15 protein-coding genes and 5 pseudogenes are annotated in these 21,195 nt (G+C 60.9%); 10 read left to right on the forward strand and 10 right to left on the reverse strand.

Annotation, left to right across the window (positions count from 1 at the left end; genetic code table 11):
• Positions 1 to 46: 46 nt before the first annotated feature.
• Both L0Z65_RS02225 and L0Z65_RS02230 read left to right on the forward strand, forming a co-directional pair.
• The gene (locus tag L0Z65_RS02225; RefSeq protein WP_405110374.1) at positions 47 to 862 is read left to right on the forward strand and encodes a hypothetical protein; all 816 of its coding nucleotides are present in this window, start codon (positions 47 to 49) and stop codon (positions 860 to 862) included.
• A 1-nt stretch (position 863) separates the two neighbouring features.
• Complete coding sequence (locus L0Z65_RS02230) at positions 864 to 1,400, forward strand: hypothetical protein (RefSeq protein WP_405110377.1); 537 nt, start codon at positions 864 to 866, stop codon at positions 1,398 to 1,400.
• A 19-nt stretch (positions 1,401 to 1,419) separates the two neighbouring features.
• Here the strand turns inward: L0Z65_RS02230 and rimO are convergent, their stop codons facing one another.
• Entirely contained in the window at positions 1,420 to 2,841 is a 1,422-nt protein-coding gene (gene rimO, locus L0Z65_RS02235) for a 30S ribosomal protein S12 methylthiotransferase RimO (RefSeq protein WP_405110380.1), read from the reverse strand.
• Positions 2,842 to 3,252: 411 nt separating this feature from the next.
• On the opposite strand from rimO, the gene L0Z65_RS02240 reads away from it, so the two are divergent.
• Positions 3,253 to 5,205, forward strand: coding sequence for an AsmA family protein (locus L0Z65_RS02240; protein ID WP_405110383.1), 1,953 nt, complete (start codon positions 3,253 to 3,255; stop codon positions 5,203 to 5,205).
• Positions 5,206 to 5,283: 78 nt separating this feature from the next.
• Here L0Z65_RS02240 and L0Z65_RS02245 read toward each other — a convergent pair.
• From L0Z65_RS02245 to L0Z65_RS02260, 4 genes and pseudogenes are all read right to left on the reverse strand, one after another.
• Positions 5,284 to 6,781: pseudogene (locus L0Z65_RS02245) on the reverse strand (phosphomannomutase/phosphoglucomutase).
• Positions 6,782 to 6,802: 21 nt separating this feature from the next.
• Positions 6,803 to 7,636: a 3-deoxy-8-phosphooctulonate synthase gene (gene kdsA, locus L0Z65_RS02250; RefSeq protein WP_405110386.1), complete on the reverse strand. Its 834-nt coding sequence runs from the start codon at positions 7,634 to 7,636 to the stop codon at positions 6,803 to 6,805.
• A gap of 4 nt (positions 7,637 to 7,640) precedes the next feature.
• Positions 7,641 to 9,349, reverse strand: a pseudogene (locus L0Z65_RS02255) (capsule biosynthesis protein).
• A complete protein-coding gene (locus L0Z65_RS02260; protein ID WP_014875338.1) occupies positions 9,327 to 9,986 on the reverse strand; it encodes an ABC transporter ATP-binding protein in 660 nt (219 codons plus the stop codon). The pseudogene L0Z65_RS02255 and the gene L0Z65_RS02260 overlap by 23 nt, the downstream one beginning before the upstream one ends.
• 279 nt (positions 9,987 to 10,265) lie before the next feature.
• Here L0Z65_RS02260 and L0Z65_RS02265 point away from each other — a divergent pair, with 279 nt between their 5' ends.
• Positions 10,266 to 10,859 (forward strand): uracil-DNA glycosylase family protein, encoded by a 594-nt coding sequence (locus L0Z65_RS02265; protein WP_096871862.1) that lies wholly within the window; start codon positions 10,266 to 10,268, stop codon positions 10,857 to 10,859.
• Positions 10,856 to 11,653 carry an SseB family protein gene (locus tag L0Z65_RS02270; RefSeq protein WP_405110390.1) on the forward strand — a complete coding sequence of 266 codons (798 nt, stop codon included), beginning with the start codon at positions 10,856 to 10,858 and terminating at the stop codon, positions 11,651 to 11,653. The genes L0Z65_RS02265 and L0Z65_RS02270 overlap by 4 nt, the downstream gene beginning before the upstream one ends.
• A 98-nt stretch (positions 11,654 to 11,751) precedes the next feature.
• On the opposite strand, the gene yghU is transcribed toward L0Z65_RS02270, so the two are convergent.
• Positions 11,752 to 12,633, reverse strand: a complete 882-nt coding sequence (gene yghU, locus L0Z65_RS02275) for a glutathione-dependent disulfide-bond oxidoreductase (RefSeq protein WP_405110393.1) — start codon at positions 12,631 to 12,633, stop codon at positions 11,752 to 11,754.
• 394 nt (positions 12,634 to 13,027) lie between these two features.
• Between yghU and L0Z65_RS02280 the strand changes: the two genes are divergently transcribed.
• Positions 13,028 to 13,546, forward strand: a complete 519-nt coding sequence (locus L0Z65_RS02280; RefSeq protein WP_096871858.1) for a YHS domain-containing (seleno)protein — start codon at positions 13,028 to 13,030, stop codon at positions 13,544 to 13,546.
• 153 nt (positions 13,547 to 13,699) lie between these two features.
• On the opposite strand, the pseudogene L0Z65_RS02285 reads toward L0Z65_RS02280, so the two are convergent.
• Positions 13,700 to 14,309, reverse strand: a pseudogene (locus L0Z65_RS02285) (GcrA family cell cycle regulator).
• Between the two features lie 315 nt (positions 14,310 to 14,624).
• On the opposite strand from L0Z65_RS02285, the gene L0Z65_RS02290 reads away from it, so the two are divergent.
• A complete protein-coding gene (locus tag L0Z65_RS02290) occupies positions 14,625 to 15,461 on the forward strand; it encodes an ABC transporter permease (RefSeq protein ID WP_405110397.1) in 837 nt (278 codons plus the stop codon).
• Here the strand turns inward: L0Z65_RS02290 and L0Z65_RS02295 are convergent.
• Positions 15,443 to 16,372, reverse strand: coding sequence for a DMT family transporter (locus L0Z65_RS02295; protein ID WP_040174117.1), 930 nt, complete (start codon positions 16,370 to 16,372; stop codon positions 15,443 to 15,445). The genes L0Z65_RS02290 and L0Z65_RS02295 overlap by 19 nt on opposite strands.
• On the opposite strand from L0Z65_RS02295, the gene L0Z65_RS02300 reads away from it, so the two are divergent.
• From L0Z65_RS02300 to argF, 3 genes and pseudogenes are all read left to right on the forward strand, one after another.
• Positions 16,371 to 16,544: a hypothetical protein gene (locus tag L0Z65_RS02300; RefSeq protein ID WP_405110401.1), complete on the forward strand. Its 174-nt coding sequence runs from the start codon at positions 16,371 to 16,373 to the stop codon at positions 16,542 to 16,544. The two genes, L0Z65_RS02295 and L0Z65_RS02300, sit on opposite strands and share 2 nt — an antisense overlap.
• Positions 16,545 to 16,708: 164 nt before the next feature.
• Positions 16,709 to 17,896: pseudogene (locus tag L0Z65_RS02305) on the forward strand (aspartate aminotransferase family protein).
• A gap of 109 nt (positions 17,897 to 18,005) precedes the next feature.
• Complete coding sequence (argF, locus tag L0Z65_RS02310; protein ID WP_118068341.1) at positions 18,006 to 18,932, forward strand: ornithine carbamoyltransferase; 927 nt, start codon at positions 18,006 to 18,008, stop codon at positions 18,930 to 18,932.
• 105 nt (positions 18,933 to 19,037) lie between these two features.
• Here argF and L0Z65_RS02315 read toward each other — a convergent pair.
• Positions 19,038 to 20,520, reverse strand: a pseudogene (locus L0Z65_RS02315) (inorganic phosphate transporter).
• Positions 20,521 to 20,610: 90 nt separating this feature from the next.
• Complete coding sequence (locus L0Z65_RS02320) at positions 20,611 to 21,069, reverse strand: NUDIX hydrolase (RefSeq protein ID WP_040174005.1); 459 nt, start codon at positions 21,067 to 21,069, stop codon at positions 20,611 to 20,613.
• Positions 21,070 to 21,195 lie beyond the last annotated feature (126 nt).

Below are 21,195 nucleotides of genomic sequence, written 5' to 3' on the forward strand. Positions count from 1 at the left end.
GACCTATGAGTTTTTATCGTATTGGCAAGAGGGGCTTTGACGCATCATGGAGAGACCAGAATATCTGAAACAAGGAGAGCCTGCGCGTCTTTTCCCGGTTTTGTCCAATAACTCTAAAGAGGGGCGAACAACTTCAATTCTCTTGGCGTGCCTTTCCAAAGTTGAGGAACTGGCATCAGAGTTACTGGCGTCGTTGGGGCAACGGACTGGCAAACGCACCACGGTAGAGACGTTCACTGAAGTGGTTTTTGATGGTCAAAAAGAGGCGTGCAAAGATCGTCCTGACGGGTTGATCATCGTTAAAAACGGTTCTCGAGAATGGCGGGCCATGGTGGAGGCAAAGATTGGCAATAACCCTCTGACCGCAGAGCAAATTGAAAAATACCGCAGCTTGTCAAAGGACAACGGGATTGACTGCGTCATTACGATTTCCAACCAGTTTGCGACTTTGCCCGCGAGCCATCCACTGGAAGATGTCCGTAAAAGCCGGTCAAAGATTCCTGTTTTCCACTGGTCATGGATGTTTGTCCTAACGGCCGTGGATTTGTTGATCAGCAACGATGGTGTGGCCGACGATGATCAACGTGTGTTGCTGAATGAACTGAGACGCTTTTTGACTCATGAAAGTGCAGGCATTCGTGGGTTCGATCGCATGCCGCCAGAATGGAGTGAGCTAAACAAACTTGTCTCTGCTGGTGGTAAGATACTTGCGAAATCACCAGAGGCTATTTGTGTATTGGACGCTTGGCATCAGGAAACCAAGCGACCTCTCTTTGATTTTAAGCAGGCAGACGGAAGCAAGTGTCAGAGAGCGCTTGAACAGGAAGCACGCAAAGAATCCTGCAGATCGTCACAAAGATGAATTGAACCAGCTAAGAGAAGCTCATCAGCTGCAGGTCAGCTTTGATATACCCAATGCTGCTGCCCCTTTGGAGGTTGTCGCGGATCTCAATCGTCGAACGATCGAAGCTGGAATGACACTCCGGGCACCTGAGGACAAGAAATCATCAAAAGCGCGATTGAATTGGCTGCTCCGTCAATTGAAGAGCGAAGCTAGCAGTGATCTGTTTGTTCGTATGACTTGGCCCGGGCGCAGTGAAGATACCCATTTCCCCTTGGTGGAGTTGGTGACGGATCCGGATCTTTGCGAAAAGGATAAAAACGGACTTCAAGTCGTTAGTTTTCATATCTATGTCGCAAAGCGTTTGGGCGGAAAGTTCACCCAGCAAACAAACTTCATCGCTGAGCTTGAGACGATTGTCCCGGACTTCTACCGCGAGGTTGGCCAAGATCTAACGTCATGGCGAAAACCTGCACCAAGAATTCGAGAGTCTCAGACAGACGCCAGTGTTCAATCGATTGAAGACGAAGCGGAAGTGGTGGCGTTGCGGGCGCAGTGAGTATCGAGGCTTCAGCGGCCTAGCCAGCCCTGACGCCCCACAAATCATACTCCCCCGCCTCATCAACTTCAACGGTGACCAACTCGCCGACCTGCAACCCTTCGGTGCCCTCGTCAATAAACAGGTTGCCGTCGATCTCCGGCGCGTCGGCCTTGGTGCGGCAGGTGGCGATGCCGTCCTCGTCGATGTCATCCACGATCACCTGCATCGTCTGGCCGACCTTGGCCGCCAGCTTTGCCTCGGAAATCGCCTGCGCCTTCTCCATGAACCGGTCCCAGCGCTCCTGCTTTACCTCTTCCGGAACGTGGTCCGGCAGGTCGTTTGACCGCGCGCCATCGACGTTTTCGTATTTGAAACAGCCCACACGATCCAGCTGTGCCTCATCCATCCAGTCGAGGAGATGCTGGAACTCCGCCTCCGTCTCGCCGGGGTAGCCAACGATGAAAGTGGAGCGCAGGGTGATATCCGGGCAGGTTGCGCGCCAGGCCTTGATCTCATCCAGCGTTTTGGCCGCAGCCGCCGGGCGCGCCATGCGGCGCAGAACATCCGGGTGGGCGTGCTGGAACGGGATATCCAGATAGGGCAGCAGCGCGTTGTCCGGATCCGCCATCAGCGGGATCAGCTCTCGCACATGCGGGTAGGGGTAGACATAGTGCAGCCGCACCCACAGCTCATCCGCGGGGGCCAGTTTGCCCAGCTCCCGGCTCAGATCTTGAATATGGCTGCGCAGCTCGCCGTCTTTCCACGGGTTCACATCATATTTGCGATCCAGCCCATAGGCGGAGGTATCCTGCGAGATCACCAACAACTCGCGCACACCAGCATCAACCAGTTTTTCCGCCTCGCGCAGGACCGCATGGGCTGGGCGGGACGCCAGTTTGCCGCGCATGTCGGGGATGATGCAGAATTTGCACTTGTGATTGCAGCCCTCTGAAATCTTCAGATAGCTGAAGTGGCGCGGCGTCAGCTTCACACCCGCTGCGGGCAGCAGATCCACGTAAGGGTTGGGTGAGGGCGGCACAGCGGCATGGACCGCATCCAGCACCTGCTCATATTGATGCGGGCCGGTCACCGCCAGAATGCGCGGATGATGCGCGCGGATGTAATCCGGCTCTGCGCCCAGACAGCCGGTGACAATCACCTTGCCGTTTTCCTTCAGCGCCTCACCGATGGCCTCAAGGCTTTCGGCCTTGGCACTGTCGAGAAAGCCGCAGGTGTTCACGATCACCGCATCCGCCCCTGAGTAATCCGGCGACACGCCGTAGCCCTCAGCCCGCAGCCGCGTCAGGATCCGCTCACTGTCAACCAGCGCCTTGGGGCAGCCCAGGGACACCATGCCAAGGGTCGGCTGCCCCTCACGGGGCGCCTCGCCAAGCCGGGGCTTGGGCGCAAGATCGGGGCGAAGGCTGGGCGGATTGGCGGAACCGGGTGTCTGTGTCATGGCCGGGCATATATCAGGACTGGGGCAGGAGGCAAGGAAAACGGAGGGGTTGGCTGTGCACCCGCTGTACGCCCCCTGTGCCTCCCTCGTTCGTCAGTGGCTGCATTTCCCGCGTACCCGGACGATAGGCCGAGCAGCACCTGACTTTCTCCCTGGGAAGGCGCTTTGCACCTCATCTAGGTACGACGCTGCCCTCGGAGGCCGAATAAGACCACCGACCATGGATAGCCCTAGGAATGGCGCATGATCTCTCTGAGAGGAACGGTCAGCGGCACCGGCTGCGCGGACCAACAGTCGCAAACACGCAATGCTTTGATACCGGGCGAGGGCTTCGCGCATTGCACCCGCCCGCCCACGCGGTAAGCTGCGCAAAACCCTGCGGGAACAGGGGCCAAGGCAAGAGGTGCGGTGATGAAGCTGATAATCCGGGTTGTAATAGCGCTGGTGGTGGCCGTGGTGCTGCTGTTGGGCGCGCTGCTGGTGCTGCCGGGCGAGAAATTGGCCCAGCTGGCCGCGAGCCAGATCGAGAAGCAAACCGGGCGCACGGTGACCTTTGGTGGGCGTGTTGGCTACACGCTCTGGCCGACGTTGGGGGTGAAGGCAGACCGGGTGACGCTGTCCAATGCCGATTGGGCTGGTCCTGAGCCGATGCTGACGGCAGAGCGGCTGACCATCGGTATTGCCGCAGCGGATCTGATCGGGGGTAAGGTTCGGGTGACCGAACTCTCGGCGGTGTTACCACAACTCAATCTCAGCACCCGCGCGGATGGCACCGGCAACTGGGTGCTGGATCCCATTGAAGACGGCCAGACTGGGGCCGCGCCAGCCGCAGAGGGCCGCATGGAAAGCCTGCCGGTCAGTATTGAGGCGCTGAACCTCACTGGCGCCAGCCTGCGCTACGCCCCCCATGGCGAAACCCCGATTGAGCTGACCCAGGTTGATCTGGCGCTGCAGTGGCCTGAGCCTAACGGGACTGTGCTGGCCGATATCACGCTGCGTCCGGCTGGCGCGCCGGTGCAGATCGCGGCGGAGATCGGCACGTTTGAGGCATTTCTGGCAGGGCAGGTTGCCTCGGTCGGGGCCAGTGTGACCGCTGATGAGACCGAACTGCGGTTTGACGGGCGGGCCACTATCACTGGCGCCGCGACGGGTCGCCTGACTGGCAAAAGCTTTGATCTGGCGCGCAGCCTTGCGGTCTTGGGCGGCGCCGAGGGCGTTGAGACACCCGCGGTGAAGACCTGGCTCATCGGGTCGGATCTCACCTATACCACCGATGGGCGTCTGGCGCTGCGTGATCTGACACTGGAGGCAGATGCCAATCGGTTGCGCGGCGCAGCGGATGTGGTGCTCGGCGATGTGCCCAAGGTGACCGCGCGTCTGAGCGGTGACCAGCTGGATTTCTCGGCGTTGCTGCCTGCGGGCGATGCGGACCTGCCTGCGGCGGCTGCGGCTGGCAAGGGTACCGATCCGGTCAGCGACGGCTGGTCGCGCGAGCGCATGGATTTCGGCTGGCTGGCGGCGCTGAATGCGGCGATTGCACTGGATGTTCAGGGGGTCGACACCGGCTTCGTCAAACTGGGGCCAAGCAAGCTGGACCTTGCGCTGGACAACTCTCGTGCGGTTCTGAAATTCCAACCTGCCAGTGTTTTTGACGGTCAGGTGCAGGGACAATTGGTGGTCAACAATCGCAATGGTCTGTCGGTCGGTGGCAAGCTGAATTTTCAGGACATCCGGCTGGAACAGGCGCTGGGGCAAACCATGGGATATGATCGCCTCAACGGTGAGGCGCTGGGTGAACTGGAATATCTGGGTGTCGGCAATTCAGTGGCGGAGATCATGTCTTCGCTCAGCGGCAAGGGCTGGCTGGAGGTCGGCAAAGGGTTCTTTACCGGCTTTGATCTGGAACAGCTGATGCGCAGCGGCAGTGGCAATGGCGGCAGCACCGTGTTTGATCAGCTGACCGCCAGCTACACGATGGAAGGTGGCAATCTCCTTAACCGGGATCTGCTGCTGACCCTGCGCGGGCTGCGCGCCGAGGGGGAGGGCCGCATCGGGCTTGGGGCGCAGGATCTGGACTATCTCTTTACCCCCAGCATCCAGCGCGGCGATGGCAGCACCCGCCTGTCGATCCCTGTGGCCATCACTGGCCCCTGGAGTGATCCGAAAATCCGCCCCGACCTGAAACGGGCGCTGGAGCCGGAAATCGACGCGGTCGAACAACAGGCCAAGGATCGCCTGCGCGAGAAGCTGAGCGAAGAGTTGGATACAGAGATCGCGCCAGAGCAGGATATCAATGAGGCCATCCGCGACCGGATCGAGAAAGAGGCAAAGGACCAGTTGCTGCGGCTTCTCGGTGGCGATTGATGCTGCGGCGAGATCACGTGCCCTACAACAGAAAACGCCCGCCAATGGCGGGCGTTTTCACATCAACTTTGAGGATGATCAGAAGGTCTGATCATAGTCACCGACCAGCGGTTCGGTGCGGATCACCGCGTCAATCTCGGCAAAGATTTCGCGCAGTTCCGCTTCGCTCTCGCTGCTCTCGCAGACCACCACGAGGTTGGGCGTATTGGACGAGGCCCGCACCAGCCCCCAAGACCCGTTATCAAGGATCACACGCGCACCGTTCACGGTGACGACCTCCTTGATGGGGCGGCCTGCCAGGGTATCGCCAGCCTCGGCCTTGGCAACCAGCTTCTCGACCAGACGCTCCAGTACGGTGTACTTCTCGGTATCGGCACAATAGGGCGACATGGTGGGCGTCGCCCAGGTCTTGGGCAGCGCCTTCCTCAGGTCGGACATGCTCTTGTCCGGGTTGCGGTCCATCAGTTTGCAGATTTCTACCGCCACGCGCATGCCGCAGTCGTAGCCCCGGCCCACAGGTTCGGCGAGGAAATAGTGGCCGGATTTCTCAAACCCTGCCAGCGCGCCGATTTCTTTCACCCGCCGTTTCATGTGGCTGTGACCGGTTTTCCAGTAGTCCGCCGTCACGCCATTGGCCTTCAGCTCGGGATCGGAGGCAAACAGCCCGGTGGATTTCACATCCGCCACAAAGGTCGCATTCGGGTGCAGTTTGGACAGATCGCGGGCCATGATGACACCGACCTTGTCGGCAAAGATCTCTTCGCCCTCATCATCCACCACGCCGCAACGATCGCCGTCGCCATCAAACCCCAGCGCCATATCGGCGCCGGAGGCTTTCACGCTGTCGGACATATCGTGAAGCATTTCCATGGCTTCGGGGTTCGGGTTGTAGTGCGGGAAGGTATAGTCCAGCGCATTGTGGCTATCGACCACCTCGACCCCCATCCGTTCAAACAGCTCCGGTGCAAAGGCGGAGGCGGTGCCGTTGCCGGTGGCGCAGACCACCTTCAGCAGGCGGGACATTTTGAAATCGCCGACCAGATCGTCGAGATAGGCCTCTTTCACACCATCCACAAACTGATAGGAACCGCCCGGGCGGGCAATACCTTCGCCGTTCAGAACGATGTCACGCAGTTCACCCATTTCGTCCGGACCATGGGTCAGCGGGCGTTCAAAGCCCATCTTGACCCCGGTCCAACCATTGGGGTTATGCGAGGCTGTGACCATGGCCACCGCAGGCACATCCAGATGGAACTGCGCGAAATAAGCCATCGGCGACAGGGCCGGGCCAATGTCGCGCACCTCGATGCTAGGCCTGCATCAGGCCGATGATCAGCGCGTGTTTGATAGAAACCGAATAGTCGCGGTAGTCATTGGCCACCGCAATCACCGGCGGGATGCCGCGCTTGTGCATTTGCGTGCCAAGCCCCAGCCCCAGCGCCGTCATGCCGGGCAGATTGATTTCCTCAGGGTATTTCCAGCGCGCGTCATATTCGCGAAAACCGGTGGGCGTGATCATCGGATCGCGCAGGAAACTCCAGGTGTTCGGGCGCACCTCGGGGATGGGTTTGGTCATGGGATTACGCTCTCTTGTCGATCAGATGCGGATAGGGTCGGCCTTGGCCAGCGCATCAAAGCGCATCAGGCTTTCGATCAGCTTGGGCATCTGGTCCAGATAAATCATGTTTGGCCCGTCAGAGGGCGCGTTGTCCGGGTCCTCATGGGTTTCAATAAACACCGATGCGATGCCCAGCGACACTGCCGCACGCGCCATCAGCGGCGCAAATTCGCGCTGTCCACCAGTGGAGCCACCCTTGCCACCGGGCTGCTGCACAGAATGGGTGGCGTCCATCACCACCGGGTAGCCGCCCTGCGCCATCTGCGGCAGCGACCGCATGTCGGCGACCAGTGTATTGTAGCCAAATGAGGTGCCGCGCTCGGTCAGCAGGATGTTCTTATTGCCGGTGCTTTCCACCTTGGCGACGACATTGGCCATGTCCCAAGGGGCCAGAAACTGACCCTTCTTGATGTTCACGGCTTTGCCGGTCTTGCCTGCGGCCAGCAGCATATCGGTCTGGCGGCACAGGAAGGCCGGGATCTGCAGGATATCCACGGCCTCGGCCGCCACTGCACATTGCGCCTCCGTGTGGACATCGGTCAGCACAGGCACGTCAAATTCCTTGGCGATGGTTTGCAGAACCTTCAGCCCCTCATCCACGCCCAGCCCACGTTTGCCGGACAGCGAGGTGCGGTTGGCCTTGTCGTAGGAGGCCTTGAACACATATTGCGCGCCATATTTTGCGCAGCCCTCTTTCATCCGACCCGCGATCATGCGCGCATGATCCAGGCTTTCCAGCTGGCAGGGGCCAGCAATGAGGGTCAGCGGGCGGTCATTGCCGATGCTGAGGTCGGCGACGGAGATATTTTTCATGGCGTTATGACGAAACCTGTTCTCGGAGGATGGACGCAGTAAGCGAGCACATCAGGTAGATACCGGAAAAGATCAGGAATGCCAAAATCGTATTTTCAAATCGGCGGGGATAGGACGCTTCCTCACTTGGGACAGGTTCCACCGCTGTCGTCAGATAGCGCACCTGACGGTTTGCCTCCATCCGGGTCTGCTCCACCTGTTGCAGCGCCGATTGCAGCATCATGTCACGGGTGGCCAGATCGGCCTGCGCCATCTGGATCTGCACCGTCAGGCTGGCGAGCGAGTTTTCGTGCGGCTGAGGCGTCAATCATGCGGTCATTCAGCCGCTGAATGAGGCTGTTCAGCCGCGCGATGTCGGCGCGCGCGCCATCCACCTTGGCCTGGTTGGGGCGGGCGTTGTCCAGCAGGGCGGCCAGCTCCAGCTCCTTTTCCTGACGCTGCAGTTCAAAGGTGCTGATCTGTGAGCGCAGCGACATGATCACGCCCTCGGGGTCAAGCACGGTGCCACGCTGTTGCAGCTTGACCAGCCGTTCCTGGGCATTGCGGCGTTTGTCCTCCGCCATCTCCAGCGCGGTTTCGGCATCGCCCACCTGATCGGAGCGTTTCTGCACCGACAACTGGTTCACCTTTTCCTGCGCATAGCTGATCAGCTTTTGGGAAAACTCGGCCGAGACCTGCGGGTCGGCGGCGGTGACCTCCATCCGGACAACGCCCTCCGTCGGGTCATAGCCAATCTTCACGTTGCGTGAATAGGTCTTATAGGCTTCCTCGTTGGTGGGGTTGTCTTCCAGCCGCTGGATCGGGTCGATCCACTCCTGCGTGAAATGGGATTTGAACCCGACCTCCCGGTCCAGCCGCAGCATCGCCTCCTTCGATTGCAGGTAGCTTTGCACCGCGATCAAATCCTGACTGGTGGCAAACTGCGTGCCACTCAACAACCCGCCCAGCCCGCCGCCACCGCTCGGCGCTGTCGGCCTTGAGCACCAGAAATTCCGATTTCGCGGCGTACATCGGCGTCGCAACGCCATAGAAATAATAGCCCGTAAGCGCCGTTGGCAGCATCACGAAAAACGCCAGCCGCGCGCCGAGCAGCAACAGCTTGCGACGACGGCGACGGGCGATATCGCGCTGAATTTGCTGGATTTCGCGGTTGCGCCGCTCCGCCGGGCTCAACTCGGTTGCGGGCAGGGACACCTTGTCGGACGGCACCGTTTGCGGCAGCTGTACGCTGCCCGGTGCCTGCGGCGCACCAGCGGGCTGGGCCGTGTTGGGCTGCACCACCAGCTCCAGCATGTTGGCGCGCTGGAACGGGTCGATCCCCTTCAGTCGCAGCTGACGCACAGCATCGAAATCGGAGGTGGCGGGCAGGTTGTTTTTCTGCGCGATGCGGCGGGCCAGCCGCAATTGGCGTCCCGTTAGCCCCTCCTTGCGGATCTCATCCAGATCGGTGGAGGGTTTGCCGGTCTTTGCCTTTGACGGCTCCCTAATGGAGATCGCCTCATCCGCAGGTGAGGTCCCGACGCTGCCAGGCGCCCCGGAGCCGATCTCTCCGGCGTCAGTCTTGCCTGCAGCTGTCGCCGATGCAATGGGCGGAACAGCCTGGGCCGCGTCAGCGGCGCTGGGCGGCGGTACGGGGCGTGCAGCCGCGGGCTGCGCTGCGGCGCCACCACTGCGGCGGACCCGAAATTTCTTAGCCTTGGGTTTGGTAGTCATAGAGCTGTTTCGCTTCTTCCAAGGTTTCAAACATATGCAACTGGCCATCCACCAGAACAGCCGCAGAACGAACAAATTTCTCCAGCGTCTTGGGCTGGTGCGACACCATGATAATGGTGGTGGTTTCAAGCCGTTCCTGCAGGATTGACCCGGCTTTCTTGTTGAATTCCACATCCGTGGTGCTGGGCATCCCCTCGTCGATGAGGAAGATATCAAAATCCAGCGCCAGCATCAGCGCAAAACTGAACCGCGCCCGCATACCGGAGGAATAGGTGCCGACAGGTTGGTCAAAATACTCGCCCAACCCACAGAGCCAGCGACAATAGGCTTCGACATAATCGGGATCCAGCCCGTAGAGATTGGCGATATAGCGGGCATTGGCCATCGCCGACAGGCGGTTGATCACCCCGCCCATAAACCCCAGCGGAAACGAGATCCGGCAGCCACGGCGAATTTCACCCTCATCGGGTTTCTCCAGCCCGGCCATCATATTGATAAGGGTGGTTTTGCCGGTGCCATTGGGCGCCAGCACCCCCATTGATTTGCCGAGGTCAACGCGAAAGGACACCCGGTCAAGGATCACCTTGCGCTGGGTGCCGGTCCAGAAGGACTTGCTCACGTTTTCAAACTCAAGCATCGCGTGTTCCGGTGCTGCTCTCGGCCCCGTTCAGGGGCCTCTGGTCCTCATGATGCGTCAGGCGGATCCCGACGGCCTTATGCCTGCACTAACAGATTTGTGTTAACGATATAGGCTGCTATTTGGACCATATTATGTCCAATTGTTATGGGATTTATCAACGCTCCGTTAACCAGATGACGCGGCTTTGATCACGTGGCAGCGTTCTTGCAGGCTGCGTAGCAGGTGAATGGACAGGGTGCCACGAGGCTGCGAACGGGCAGATAACAGGGGGCAGAGATGACCACAACCGAGCATCTGAGGCAGGAGATTCGCGCCTGTCGGCTATGTGCGGAACGGTTCGCCGCAACCGTGACCCGGCACAGCCCGCGCCCGGTGGCCTGGTTCGACAGTGCCGCGCGTATCCTGATCGCCGGTCAGGCACCGGGCGCGCGCGTTCACGCCAGCGGTCGCCCCTTCACCGATCCGTCCGGGGATCGCCTGCGGGAGTGGTTGGGGTTGAGTGAGGCGCAATTCTATGACCAGTCGCTGGTGGCAATCGTACCGATGGCCTTCTGTTTTCCGGGATACTCCGCGAAGAAGGCCGATCTGCCGCCCCCCGCGATCTGCCGCACCACCTGGCATGATCGGGTGATGACCAGCCTGCCCAATATCGGTCTGCGCGTGCTGGTTGGCGGCTATGCTCACAGCTATCATCTGGGCGGCAAACAGTCGGTGCAGGCGCGGGTCGAGGGCTGGCGAGACCATGCGCCGCAAGAGTTTCCCTTGCCACATCCGTCCTGGCGCAATACCGCATGGCTGAAACGCAATCCCTGGTTTGAGACCGATCTGCTGCCGGTCCTGCGCGCCCGGGTTCAGGAGCTGATATCATGACTGACGCCACCCCTCTGGATCACAGCCACGCCGCAATGCTGGCCGCCCCTCAGGACGATGCGGCCCGCCTGCGGTTCTACGAGCGGCTGGCAGATAGCGAATTATTCCTGATGCTGACCAAAGAACCCGAGGGCGACACCATTGCGCCGGAGCTGTTTGAGACCTCCGATGGCACCTTTGCACTGGTGTTTGATCGCGAAGACCGGCTGGCAGAATTCGCCGGGCGCATCGTTCCTTATGCCGCTTTGTCGGGTCGGGTCGTGGTGCAGATGCTGGCGGGGCAGGGGGCAGGGGCCAAAATTGGCCTTGGTGTTAACCTTGATGTGGCGCCGTCCGCGATCTTGATCCCGGCTGAGGCGGTGGCCTGGTTGCATGACACGCTGGGCCAGACCCCGGCTGAGGTCGATGCCGAGATCGAGGCGATCACCGCGCCCAAGGGCCTGCCGGAGATGCTGATCACGGCGCTTGACACCAAACTCGCCACGGCTGTGGGGCTGGCTCAATCCGCCTATCTGGTGGGACTGCACTATCGTGGCGGCGGGCAGGGCCATCTCTTGGGGTTTGTTGATGCCAAGGAGGCTGCGCAATCCGCATTGGCCAAGGCGGTGGGAGAGGCGCTGACCTTCTCCGGGGTTGAGGCGGGCGCGCTGGATGTCGGCTTCTTTGCCAGCAGCGATGCGATGGCCGCGCGGCTGGCGCAGGCCGGGCTGCGGTTCGATCTGCCGCAACCGGCGGAACCGGCGCTGCCTTCGGCGCCCGGACGCGACCCGGAAAACCCGCCCCGGCTCAGCTGAGGCAGTAGGTCTCAAACAGAAACATCGCGGCCCTGTTCGGGGCCGCGATGTCCAGTGTCTTCTGCCGTGGTGACAGGCGGGGCAGGCCCGGCACGCGGTCAGCTGTCCGCGTCAGCCGGTTCCAGTTTGTCCTGCGTCTTGGTCTCAAAATCGGACGCATCGTGACGTTCGCGCAGCTGGGTGTGCAGCTCACCAAAGGCCCGGTTGACCATGCGGCCCCGTGACACCGCCGGACGCGCGTCGATTTCCTTCGCCCAACGCAGCACATGGGTGTAGCTCTCTACATCCAGGAACTCTGCCGCCTCATAAAGACGGCCCAGCACCAGCTGGCCGTACCAGGCCCAGATCGCCATATCGGCAATAGAATAGTCATCTCCCGCGATATAGCGGTTGTCGGCCAGCTGCCGGTCCAGCACATCCAATTGGCGTTTGGCTTCCATCGAGAAGCGATTGATCGGGTATTCGTATTTCTCCGGCGCATAGGCGTAGAAATGGCCAAATCCACCGCCGAGATAAGGCGCGCTGCCCATCTGCCAGAACAGCCAGTTGATCACCTCGGCGCGGGCAGCGCCGCCTTTGGGCAGGAAGGCGTCGAATTTCTCCGCCAGATGCACCAGGATTGAGCCGGATTCAAACACCCGTACCGGCGCATCGCCGCTGCGGTCCATCAATGCCGGAATCTTGGAGTTCGGATTGACCTCGACAAAACCCGAGCCAAACTGATCCCCTTCGCCGATATTGATCAGCCAGGCGTCATATTCGGCGCCACTGTGGCCAGCGGCCAGCAGCTCCTCCAGCATCACCGTGACCTTCACCCCGTTGGGTGTGGCGAGTGAATAGAGCTGATAGGGATGCTCGCCCACCGGCAGGTCCTTATCATGGGTGGCCCCGGCAATGGGACGGTTGATCGAGGCAAAGCGGCCGCCGCTTTCCTGTTCCCAGGTCCAGACTTTTGGCGGGGTGTAGGTTGTGTCACTCATCTGTTGGCCTTGTTTTGAAACGGTTTTTGAATGTGTCAGGCGGGCATGTTGCGCCGCCCGGATTAAAGGGGCGACGCGGCATTGTGCAAAACATAAGCAGGCCGCGCAAAATTCCAATGACTGGAAGGTCTGCCGCCTACACTTTTTGTTGACCATCGCTGGGCCAAGGTCGCTGGCGTCGATGTCATGATGCCACGACACATGTCTCCACCCAGAACCCGCCTGTAACAAAACATGCGCCTCAGATCACGCAGGCTCCGTATCGGACACAGGGGCGTGAGCCCCCCTTCGCATCGCGGCGGATCTGAATATTGTCTAGCCAGCCCGACTGTGATGGTCGGCGTCCAGTTTTGCTCCGGGGATCCTTTGACCCGTGCCCTTGAAAGGATAGTCTATGAAACGCGTTCTCTTTGCCGCCCTTGCCGCTGCCTCCTTTGGTCTGCCTGCGTTTGCCGGGGATCAATATATCGACAGCACCGGCTTTGCGGTCTCCGGCTATGACGTGGTGGCCTACCGCGATCTGGCGCAGAACCCCGTTGGCAGCGCCCAACCCGCAGCGGTGCCGGGCAATGCGGCCTACACGGCTGAGCATAACGGCGCCACCTTCGCCTTCTCCAGTGCAGAAAACCGCGACAAATTCGCGGCCAACCCTGATTATTACGCGCCGCAATATGACGGCCACTGTGCTTATGGCGTCTCCAAGGGTGGCAAGGTTCCGGGCAATCCAAACCTGTGGCGCATCGTGGATGACAAGCTGTATCTCAACATCACCAAAAACGTTGTTGGCTTCTGGGAAGAGGATATTCCCGGCAATATCAACCTCGCTCAGGGCAACTGGCCCGAGATTGAACCGGCGGACGCCTCCAAAAATGTGATCCCGAACTTCACATCCTCTGCCCCGGAACAGGGCTGATCCTAGCGATCCGTTAAGGAGAGGGCAGGGGGTCGCCCTGCACCCTCCCCAACGGCTGCACCCAAAGAAAACAGCGCCCCGGAGCAATCCGAGGCGCTGTTTTGATCTTCAAGCGATGGCCGACCTTTCGCAAGGTCGAAGCCGACCCGCAGCTTACCGTTTGCGGTCGCGGCGTGCGCTCATCGGCTGGAACGCCACTCCCACATGGGCTTCGCAATAGGGTTTGCCCTGCTGAACAGGCAGGCCGCAGAACCAGAAATCCTCGGTCGCGGGATCACCCACGGGCCATTTGCAGGTCCGTTCGGTCAGTTCCATCAGGCCCAGCTTCTTGGCTTTCTTCTCGATCTCGTTGACCTTGGCCAGCGCTTCGGGGCTGATTTCATTGGCTGAGGGCTGCGGCGGCAGTGGCTGGTCGAGCCGGAATGATCTGGCGGCGTGCAGGCGTGGCCGGGCGACCTTCGGCAGAGGCCGCAGGCTCAGGCGTCACCGGGCGGGCCGGTTCGGTCTTGGGCTGCGGCTTGGGCTTGGCCGGTGCGGCCGCAGCTGCGGCGGGCACCGGTTTTGGCGCCGCGGCGGGTTTTTCCTTGGGCTCGGCGGCGGGTTTGGCCGTACCGCTGTTGCGGTTGGACAGTCCCAGGCGATGCACCTTGCCAATCACGGCGTTGCGGGTCACGCCGCCCAGTTCTTTGGCGATCTGGCTTGCAGATTGCCCTTCGCCCCACATTTTCTTGAGCAGTTCGACGCGCTCGTCTGTCCAGGACATCTGTTGCCTTTCCAAGCTAAAAGCGGCCCCAGATCCTGCGGCCGCCATCGAATTCCGTATCAGGCCCCTATTCTAATCACTGCGTGCCGAGTTACAAGAGCGTCTTGCGCCTCGGGGTCTGCTCTCTTGGTCCTTATTGGATCCTGCCAGCCTGTGGCAGAGGCGCTTTGGGGGTGAAAGCCGCTTGCCCCGGCAGGGTGGGCATGGTTTGACGCAGAAGATCGACCGATGAGGAAGACCTGTGGCCGTCACCGATCGGCAAGCCCACAAGATTGGCCCGCAGATAGTCCCCGCAGATAAGCAAAGAGGCGCGACATGGCACAGCACACCCCAGAGCAGACAGCACCGGCGACACCGGCCATCGCCCTTGGAGAGCGGCGCTTCGGGCGGATGAACTGGCTGGGTCTGCGCACGCTGGCGCGGCGCGAAATCACCCGGTTTCTGGTGGTCTGGACCCAGACGCTGATGGCGCCGATGGTGACGGCCGCCCTGTTCCTGATGATTTTCAACATCGCCATTGGTCCGGGGCGGGGCAATGTCATGGGCGTGCCCTTCATCGAATTTCTGGCCCCCGGGATCATGATGATGACGGTGATTCAGAATGCCTTTGCCAATACATCATCGTCGATTGTAATCACCAAGGTGCAGGGCAATATCGTCGATACGCTGATGCCGCCCTTGTCGGGGTTTGAAATCCTGCTTGGCTATCTGGCCGGGGCGGTGGCGCGCGGCGTTCTTGTCGCGCTGGGCATTGGCACCGGGTTGATGCTGGTGCTGGGTGTGGTGCCGGAACATCCGCTGGTGGCCCTGCTGTTTGTGGTGCTTGGTGCGCTGTTTCTGGGCGGGCTGGGCATCGTCGCCGGTGTCTTTGCCGAGAAATTCGATCAGATGGCGGCGATCACCAATTTCATCGTGACCCCGCTCGCCTTTCTCTCGGGCACATTCTATTCAGTGGAAGCGCTGCCGCCGGTGCTGCGGCTGCTGTCACATCTCAACCCGGTGTTCTACCTGATCGACGGGGTGCGATTCGGGGTGATCGGCACCTCCGACAGCTCCCCTCTGCTCGGACTGCTGGTCTGCAGCCTGTCCAGTGCGGCGATTGGCACATTGGCCTGGCTGATGCTGCGCAGCGGCTACCGGCTGAAGTCCTGATCCGCCTGCGCGCCCGGATCCACATGCAGGGTCGGCACCCGCTGCCGCCCCTCGCGCCAGGCCAAGAGCGCCGCGCCCGCCAGGATGATCACTGCGCCCAGAACGGTGATCGCATCCGGCGCCTCGGCAAAGACGGCAAAATCATAGATCGCGGCAAAGATCAGCGTGGCATAGCTGAACGGCGCCACAAAAGAGGCATCCGCCCGCGCCATTCCATTGATGAAACAGCCCTGCGCACAGGCCATCATGGAGCCAAGCGCAACCATCAACGCCCATTGCTCGGCTGTTGGTGGCTGCCAGACTGCCATCACCGCAACGCTGGCAATCACGGACCCCAGCAGATTGTTGAACCACAGGATCTGCAGCGGCTTCTCCCGCCCGGCCAACCGTTTGATAAAAATCAGCTCCAGCCCCATCACCGCAGCCGCCGCCAGCGCCAGCAGGCTTGCGGGCTGAAAACTGGCAGGGGTGGGACGCAGCAGAACCATCGCCCCCAGAAGCGCAATCGCTGCCGCCGCCCAACGCCAGCGCCCAACCGTTTCCCCGAGCAGGGGGATCGCCAGCAGCATCCCGAATACCGGGTTCAGAAAGGTGATCGCGGTGGCATCGGCCAGTGGGATATAGGCCACGGCGGCAAACATCAGCGTTACCCCCATCCAGCCAAAACTGGTGCGCCCCAGATGCAGCCCCCAATGCGGCGCGGTAAACCGGGGGCGCCGCAGCGCAACCAGGGTGCTGATCGCCAAAAACGCAAACACGAACCGGCCAAAACTGATCTGCAGCGGATGCAGCGGCGCCCCCAGAGCTTCTGTGCCAAGCGCTTTGGCCACCAGCGTGGTGCCTGCGATGAACACCGTGGCGAGCAAGATCAGCGCAGCGGCGAGGGCGGGGTTCTGACGGGTGTTGATCATGCTGCCAGCACTGCCCGTTGCTGCCACCAAAAGCAAGCCACCAGAGGGGGCATCGTGGGTGAGCTGGCTGGCGTATCTGCCGATTACAACAGCTGACACCTTCGAATTGATCAGTGAGGCTGACAAACAGTCTTTTCTTTTCCTGAAACCTCCGTTATGGATGCAATCATGATCACCGCTGCACATATCACTCTGCTGCGACGCCGACGCCACAGCGCGTAATCCGGCCCCGATCCCCCGTGCCCTGTTGCGGCACCTCCAACTTCTCCAATATCGTTGACCCTGCGGCCCGGCTGCGTCACTGCTTGGCCCAACATGTCCAAAAGGAAGATCCCGATGATCCCGTCCGTTCTGCCCACCTATAATCGTGCGCCCCTCAGCTTCGTGAAGGGCGAAGGCGCCTGGCTGATCGAGGCGGATGGGCGACGTTTTCTGGATCTGGCAGCGGGCATTGCGGTGAATGCGCTGGGGCATGCCCATCCGGCCCTGGTGAAGGCGCTGACCGATCAGGCCGAAACCCTCTGGCATGTCTCCAACCTCTACCACATCCCTCAGCAGCAGGCGCTGGCCGACCGGCTGGTGGAGCACAGCTTTGCCGATACGGTGTTTTTCACCAACTCCGGCACTGAATCCTGTGAACTAGCGGTGAAGATGGCGCGGAAGTATTTCCACGACAAGGGCCAGCCCGAGCGGGTGGAGATCCTCACCTTCTCCGGCTCATTCCACGGTCGCTCCTCGGCCGGGATCTCCGCTGCTTAGCTCTGAAAAAATGACCGGTGGCTTTGGGCCCATGTTGCCGGGGTTCAAACATCTGGCGTTTGGCGATCTAGATGGTGTCACGGACGGCATCAGCGAACAGACTGCCGCCATTCTGATCGAACCGGTGCAGGGGGAGGGCGGCATCCGCCCGGTGCTTGACACCGAACTGAAGGCGCTGCGCCAGATCTGTGATGAGCATGGTCTGTTGCTGATCCTCGATGAGGTGCAATGCGGCGTGGGCCGGACCGGCAAGCTCTTTGCTCATGAATGGGCAGGCATCACCCCGGACATCATGATGGTGGCAAAGGGCATTGGCGGCGGCTTCCCTCTGGGCGCAGTGCTGGCCACCGAAGAGGCTGCCTCCGGCATGACCGCTGCGGCACCCATGGCTCCACCTATGGCGGCAATCCCTTGGGCTGTGCGGTGGGCTGTGCGGTGATGGATCATGTCACCGACCCGGAATTCCTTGCCGAGGTGAACCGCAAGGCCGGTCTCCTGCGCCAGAAGCTTGAAGGGCTGGTGGCCGCCCATCCGCAGGTCTTCGAAGAGGTTCGCGGCAGCGGTCTGATGCTGGGTCTGAAATGTGTCGCGGCCAATACCGATGTGGTGGCCGCAGGCTATCAGGCTGAAGTGGTCACCGTGCCCGCCGCCGACAATGTGGTCCGCCTGCTGCCGCCGCTGACTCTCACCGATGAGGATATCGCCGAGGCCTTCACCCGGCTTGATCAGGCCGCCACCGCTGTGGAGGCCAAAGCGGACGCCTGAGGCGTCATCTTTCCAGAAATACTCCGGGGGTGCGGGGGCTGGCCCCCGCGCCTGGCCGCAACGGCACCGGCCCCGGCAAGACACAAGCACAACGAAAGCGACGTTCGATATGAACCATTTCCTCGATATCCATAAAACCGACGCCAGCGCCCTGCGCAGCATCATCGATCAGGCCAGCGCCACCAAACAGGCCCGCCTCGGTCGCCCCAAGGCAGCGCCGGATGATGAGCTGCCGCTGAAGGATCGCATGGTGGCGCTGATTTTTGAAAAACCCTCCACCCGGACCCGCGTGTCCTTCGACGTCGGCGTGCGCCAGATGGGCGGCCAGACCATGGTGCTGTCGGGCAATGATATGCAGCTGGGCCACGGTGAGACCATCGCCGACACCGCCCGCGTGCTCAGCCGGTATGTCGACATGATCATGATCCGGACCTTTGATGAAACCGTGCTGACCGAAATGGCAGACTATGCCTCGGTGCCGGTGATCAATGGCCTCACCGATCGCACCCATCCCTGCCAGATCATGGCTGATGTCTTGACCTATGAGGAACATCGCGGCCCCATCAAGGGCAAGAAAGTCGTCTGGTGCGGCGATGGCAACAATGTCTGCGCGTCTTTCCTGCATGCCGCCGCGCAGTTCGAATTCGATCTCACCTTCACTGGCCCGTCCCAGCTTGATCCGGAGCCTGAGTTCATCGGCCTTGCGCGCAAGGCAGGGTCACAGGTGATCATCGAACGCGACGCTGCCAAAGCGGTCGAGGGCGCTGATCTGGTGGTCGCCGACACGTGGGTTTCAATGCACGACAGCCAGTCCTCCAAGGAGCGCCGCCACAACATGCTGCGCGGCTATCAGGTGAATGACGCGCTGATGGCCCATGCCAAACCCGATGCGCTGTTCATGCATTGCCTGCCTGCCCACCGCGAGGAAGAGGTCACCTCCGCCGTGATGGACGGCCCGCAGTCGGTGATCTTTGACGAGGCCGAAAACCGCCTGCACGCACAAAAGGCGATCATGCGCTACTGCCTCGGGGCCTGAACCAGGCTCCTCAGCCCGTGAAGAGCGCAATAAAAAACCGCCGCACCCGATCAGGATGCGGCGGTTTTTCTATTTCAGGTCGGGGCGTCAGGCCGGGGGCCGGGATCACATGGTGATCGCGGTCAGCGCCAGGAAGACACAGCCCGACAGCAGGGCGGCGGCTAAGCACGGTGATTACCCAGGCCGCAGCAATGGTCATGAAGTGGCTGCGACGCACCAGCTTGCGACGACGGCGCTCTTCCGGTGCAATCCGCTTGGTTTCAGGCCGCGTGGCGGAACTGCGCTTCAGACGGCGTTCCATATGCCATTCACGGAAGAAACCCACGCCAAACACCGCCCCCACCGCGATATGGGTGGAGGATACTGGCAGCCCCAGCCAGCTGGCCACAATCACGGTGATCGCTGCCGACAGCGACACACAATAGGCGCGCATCGGGTTCAATTTGGTGATCTGGCTGCCGACCATGCGGATCAGCTTGGGGCCAAACAGGAACAGACCAAAGGAGATGCCAAAGGCGCCGATCACCATGACCCAGGTCGGGATCGCCACTTTGGAGGCGATATCGCCAAACTCGGTGGTGTGCACAATCGCTGCCAGCGGACCCACCGCATTGGCCACATCATTGGCGCCATGGGCAAAGGACAAGAGCGCGGCAGAAATCACCAGCGGGATTGAAAACAGCACCTTCAGAGATTTGTTGCGGTTCTCCATGCCCTCGGACTGACGCTTGATCAGCGGCGCGGTCACCACATAAGACAGCCCGCCAACCGCGGCACCAATCAGCAGCGCAATTTCCAGATCAATCTTGATGATCCGCTTCAGGCCCTTCAGCGCCAGATAGGAGGCAAACGCCCCCGCCATGATGCCCACCAGCACCGGCACCCAGCGGCGCGCAGCGGCGATCTTGTCATCCTGATAGATGATCTTGGCCTTGATAAAGGCCAGGAACAGCGCCGCAATCACGCCACCCAATACGGGTGAGATCACCCAGCTGGCAGCGATCTTGCTCATGGTGGGCCAGTTCACAGCCCCAAACCCGGCCGCAGCAATGCCTGCGCCCATGACGCCACCCACAACCGAATGGGTGGTTGAGACCGGCGCGCCGATCCAGGTCGCGAGGTTGACCCACAGAGCTGAGGAAATTAGCGCCGCCATCATGGCCCAGATGAACACTTCGGAGCTGGCAACGCCCGCCGGATCAATGATGCCTTTGGAAATGGTCGAGACCACATCGCCGTCTACCAGCAGCGCACCGGCGCTTTCGGCGAGCGCAGCGATCACAATGGCCCCACCCATGGTCAGCGCATTGGCGCCAACCGCAGGCCCCATATTGTTGGCCACGTCATTGGCACCGATGTTCAGCGCCATATAGGCGCCAAAGGCTGCAGCCGCGATCACCACAAAGTTCGACGGCGCCGAGCCGAGGAACACCGCAGCACCAACACCGGCGAGGGCGATGAAGACCAGCGCGATGCCGGGGGCAACCAGCGGGCGCGACACATAAGATGTCGCCAGTTCAAGTTGAGAAATCCGGTTAAGATCCCGGTCCAGTGTCTTCCACTGCGGTCGCTGCGGTGCGTCGCTCATTGTATCGATCCCGATTCAAAAGTTGCGCACGCGCCTAGCGTCCCCGTTGCAGTCATGCAAGGGGTTTGTCATATTTCAATCACGGATCTGTTACAATTGACGCAGAAGATCGCTCAATTCAGGCTCCGCCACCAGCTCTGCCGCGGCCTTCGGGGACATCCACTCACGGGTCCGCTCGGACTGTTCCGGGTAATCATCAGAAAGCTCCAACACCTCGGCGACATAGACCAGAGTATGGACAACTTCCTTGGTGCCGTTGTCTTGCAATTTGACATATTCATAGGTGCCGACCGGGTCGCCCTCAATCCGGGCTTCGCGCACACCGGCCTCTTCCCAGGCTTCCTGCAGCGCTGACTGCGGGCCGTTCATGCCCTTGATGGGCCAGCCCTTTGGCACGATCCAGCGACCGGTGCCACGACTGGTGATCATCAGAACCTCTTTGCCCTCAGCACCAGTGCGATAGCACATGGCGGCCACTTGCAGCCGCTTGGGACGAAAGAACATTGGCCGGAGATACTCCTCCCAGGCGCTGGACATGATATGTTTCATTGCTGCTCAGCTTTCTCGTGCCCGTGGTGAACTGCGGGCCCGTTTTTTTGCTTTGTAACAATCTTTGCACGTTAGGGGCGAAATACAAGAGGGGGCGGGCGGTAAAATTCGGGGATTTACCGCATA

Source organism: Phaeobacter sp. BS52 (genome assembly GCF_045040595.1).
GTDB classification, from domain to species: domain Bacteria; phylum Pseudomonadota; class Alphaproteobacteria; order Rhodobacterales; family Rhodobacteraceae; genus Phaeobacter; species Phaeobacter piscinae.

Bases quoted from the DNA above. Each gene is read 5' to 3' on its own strand.
- rimO (WP_405110380.1), bottom strand. From the start codon at position 2,841: ATGACACAGACACCCGGTTCCGCCAATCCGCCCAGCCTTCGCCCCGAT.
- L0Z65_RS02295 (WP_040174117.1), bottom strand. From the start codon at position 16,372: ATGATCAACACCCGTCAGAACCCCGCCCTCGCCGCTGCGCTGATCTTG.
- argF (WP_118068341.1), top strand. From the start codon at position 18,006: ATGAACCATTTCCTCGATATCCATAAAACCGACGCCAGCGCCCTGCGC.
- L0Z65_RS02225 (WP_405110374.1), top strand. From the start codon at position 47: ATGGAGAGACCAGAATATCTGAAACAAGGAGAGCCTGCGCGTCTTTTC.
- L0Z65_RS02265 (WP_096871862.1), top strand. From the start codon at position 10,266: ATGACCACAACCGAGCATCTGAGGCAGGAGATTCGCGCCTGTCGGCTA.
- L0Z65_RS02240 (WP_405110383.1), top strand. From the start codon at position 3,253: ATGAAGCTGATAATCCGGGTTGTAATAGCGCTGGTGGTGGCCGTGGTG.
- yghU (WP_405110393.1), bottom strand. From the start codon at position 12,633: ATGAGTGACACAACCTACACCCCGCCAAAAGTCTGGACCTGGGAACAG.
- L0Z65_RS02260 (WP_014875338.1), bottom strand. From the start codon at position 9,986: ATGCTTGAGTTTGAAAACGTGAGCAAGTCCTTCTGGACCGGCACCCAG.
- L0Z65_RS02270 (WP_405110390.1), top strand. From the start codon at position 10,856: ATGACTGACGCCACCCCTCTGGATCACAGCCACGCCGCAATGCTGGCC.
- L0Z65_RS02320 (WP_040174005.1), bottom strand. From the start codon at position 21,069: ATGAAACATATCATGTCCAGCGCCTGGGAGGAGTATCTCCGGCCAATG.
- L0Z65_RS02300 (WP_405110401.1), top strand. From the start codon at position 16,371: ATGCTGCCAGCACTGCCCGTTGCTGCCACCAAAAGCAAGCCACCAGAG.
- L0Z65_RS02280 (WP_096871858.1), top strand. From the start codon at position 13,028: ATGAAACGCGTTCTCTTTGCCGCCCTTGCCGCTGCCTCCTTTGGTCTG.
- L0Z65_RS02290 (WP_405110397.1), top strand. From the start codon at position 14,625: ATGGCACAGCACACCCCAGAGCAGACAGCACCGGCGACACCGGCCATC.
- kdsA (WP_405110386.1), bottom strand. From the start codon at position 7,636: ATGAAAAATATCTCCGTCGCCGACCTCAGCATCGGCAATGACCGCCCG.